Origin of the sequence: Stenotrophomonas sp. 2YAF22, from assembly GCF_052114665.1 — a bacterium.
Classification (GTDB): Bacteria; Pseudomonadota; Gammaproteobacteria; order Xanthomonadales; family Xanthomonadaceae; genus Stenotrophomonas; species Stenotrophomonas indicatrix.
In genome coordinates, this window is the sequence record NZ_JBFRFE010000715.1 from 1 (window position 1) to 1970 (window position 1970).

At 68.4% G+C, this 1970-nt stretch carries 2 protein-coding genes and 1 pseudogene; all 3 read left to right on the forward strand.

The window, feature by feature from the left end; translation table 11 throughout:
* Positions 1–890, forward strand: a pseudogene (locus AB4Y84_RS20310) (DUF802 domain-containing protein); the annotation flags it as partial.
* Positions 887–1546: an OmpA family protein gene (locus AB4Y84_RS20315; RefSeq protein ID WP_025874313.1), complete on the forward strand. Its 660-nt coding sequence runs from the start codon at positions 887–889 to the stop codon at positions 1544–1546. The pseudogene AB4Y84_RS20310 and the gene AB4Y84_RS20315, both read left to right, overlap by 4 nt.
* Positions 1536–1913, forward strand: coding sequence for a DUF2894 domain-containing protein (locus AB4Y84_RS20320; protein ID WP_442244867.1), 378 nt, complete (start codon positions 1536–1538; stop codon positions 1911–1913). Before AB4Y84_RS20315 ends, AB4Y84_RS20320 begins: the two co-directional genes overlap by 11 nt.
* The last annotated feature ends 57 nt before the right edge of the window (positions 1914–1970 follow it).

A 1970-nucleotide genomic window follows, 5' to 3' on the forward strand; every position in this document is an offset into this window, starting at 1 on the left:
CCACCGCCACGGCGCATGCCGAACTGCAGGCGGGCCTGGATGCACGCGAACAGCAGCGCCAGCTGCGTTGGGACGCGGTAAGTACCGAGCTGCAGCAGGCGCACGCGGCGTTGCAGGCCCAGCTACTGGCAGGCGACGAACAGCGCCTGCAGCGCTGGAGCGATGCGTTGCAGAGCGTTTCGGCCGATCTCGCCGAGCGCCTGCAGGCCAATGGCCAGCGCCTTGCCGAACAGCAGCAGCAGGTCTGCGACACGTTGGCACAGACCGCGCAGCAGATCGGCGAGAACGGCCGTGCCCAGGCCAGCGCCACGCTGGCCGAAGTGTCCACCCTGCTGCAGACTGCGGCCGCAGCACCGAAGGCAGCCGCCGAGGTCATCAACGAACTGCGCAGCACCCTGTCCGAAAGCCTGGTGCGCGACAACAAGATGCTGGAAGAACGCGGCCACCTGCTGGCCACCGTGCAGACCCTGCTGGACGCGATCAACCACGCCTCGCACGAGCAGCGCACCGCTGTGGATGCACTGGTCGGAGGCTCGGCCGAACTGCTGGAACGCGTCGGTAACCGTTTCAGCGACCATATCGCGGCCGAGACCGGCAAGCTCGATGGCATCGCCGCGTTGCTCAATGGCAGTGCCGGTGAAGTGGGCCAGCTGGCCGGCACCTTCGGTTCTGCCGTCGAGCAGTTCGGCACCGCTTCGGCAGAGCTCTCCGGACGCCTGGAGCAGATTGGCGGTGCGCTGGACGCCTCGCTGGCGCGCAGCGATGAGCAGTTGGCGTACTACGTGGCGCAGGCGCGCGAGGTGGTCGACCTCAGCCTGCTGTCACAGAAACAAGTGATGGAAGAACTGCAGCAGCTGGCCGCGCGCCGCGGCAAGGCCGGCAGCGCATGAGCGACGAGCTGGAGGTCGACGGCGGCTCACACGCCCCGATCTGGGCGGCATTCGGCGATCTGATGTCGGTGCTGCTGGGCGCGTTCGTGCTGATCCTGGTCGGCGTGGTCGCCGTGCAGCTGGAGTTGTCGCAGCGCCTGGACCAGGAGGTCAAGCAGCGCCAGGCCGAAGCCAAGCGTCTGCAGACGCTGGAACAGGCGCTGGCCGGCCCGCTCGCCGCCGGCCGGGTGACGCTGGTGAATGGCCGCATCGGCATCAGCGGCAGCGTGCTGTTCGCGCTGAACTCGGACCAGCTGCAGCCGGAAGGCCAGGAACTGCTGCGCAGCCTGGCCGCGCCGCTGGCGGCCTATCTCGGCACGCGCGAAGAGATCCTGATGGTCAGCGGTTTCACCGATGACGCACCGGTGCGGGAAGGCAACCGCCGCTTCGCCGACAACTGGGAGCTGTCCGCGCAGCGCTCGCTGACGGTGACCCGTACCCTGATCGCCGACGGCGTACCGGCCGATGCGGTGTTCGCCGCGGCGTTCGGCAGCGAGCAGCCGGTCAGCTCCAATGCCAACGAAGATGGCCGCGCGCGCAACCGCCGTGTGGAGATCGCGCCGATTCCCAAGCCCAAGGCTGCTGCGCCGGGCGAGAAGAACGGCAATGGCAGCTGAGTCCTTGCCTTTGGAGGGATTGCGTGCCCTGGTGCGCGACCTCGACAGCGGGTCGCGATCGCTGCTGCACTACCCGCAGGTGCCGATGCTGGACGACGTGCGCCGCGAGTGGTCCGAGCTGCGCAGCGAACTGCAGGTGCGCCGCTCGCTGCGCACCGAGGCCCCCGCCGACGGCGGCCCACTGAACTCGGCAGTGCTGGTGCAGCGCATGCTGGACACGATGCAGGCGACCAGCCCCGGGTATCTGCGCCACTTCATCGACTATGTCGATACGCTGTCGTGGCTGCAGGCGTTGCAGGATGGTGCCGCCAGCGGCGGTGATGCAGCAAAACCCAAACGCACACGCAAGCCGCGCAACGCGGGTTGACSGATASCGGTAGTGCCGGCCGCTGGCCGGCAGCCTCATGAACCCTCCGCAGCATCC

What these genes read in the sequence shown, in the direction of transcription:
- AB4Y84_RS20315 (WP_025874313.1), top strand. Translation starts at nt 887, where the DNA reads ATGAGCGACGAGCTGGAGGTCGACGGCGGCTCACACGCCCCGATCTGG.
- AB4Y84_RS20320 (WP_442244867.1), top strand. Translation starts at nt 1,536, where the DNA reads ATGGCAGCTGAGTCCTTGCCTTTGGAGGGATTGCGTGCCCTGGTGCGC.